A 656-nucleotide genomic window follows, 5' to 3' on the forward strand; every position below is an offset into this window, starting at 1 on the left:
GATTAAATATATACAAGCATATGAAAAAAGAAATTTTACAGAAGAAAATATTAGCTCTTTTAAAAAAGATGCTACAAGCAGGAATCTTACCGGCCATTTTTCGTTTACATATAGCAAGATAAAAGATGTGGTTGCACCTTTTTTGAATAAATTCCACTCTCTTATAAAAGAAGTAACAAGTACTGTTTTTGATTTTAAAAATATATATGTTGTAAATTTAAATTCCGATGGCACCAATAACATCTCAAAGATAAACAAGGCATTAGAAGAGCGAGAGAGAAATTCTGAATTTAAAGAAGAGTCTAAAGAGGAAATTTTACTAATACTTCCTTATAAGTCAGCTCAACCAATAGCACCATATCAGCCTAAACATACAAAACTTACCATCATCTTAGCGGATAAGACACATCTTGATTGTGTAAATTTAAATCCATCAGGAAAAAAAGAAGAGAGCAAGATCATACTAACTAACTATAAGTATAATCCTTACAATACAAATAAAAACGACAATATAAAATTTATAGTTCCATCTACAAGTACAGAGGTAACTCTTTACAAAGATAATACTGGCAAGTTTGTTTCTCAAGATGGAAAGTATTTTTTTGATAATACAAATAAGTTAACCTTAAATTTCTTTAACAACCTAAACTTTAATC

General features: G+C 28.4%; 1 protein-coding gene. It reads left to right on the forward strand.

Features of this window, described 5'->3' with window-relative positions; all coding sequences use genetic code 11:
- A partial coding sequence (locus F3G98_RS10680; RefSeq protein WP_188117016.1) for a hypothetical protein occupies nt 1-656 on the forward strand: 656 nt, incomplete at both ends.

Source organism: Campylobacter concisus (assembly GCF_902460895.1).
Classification (GTDB): Bacteria; Campylobacterota; Campylobacteria; order Campylobacterales; family Campylobacteraceae; genus Campylobacter_A; species Campylobacter_A concisus_BC.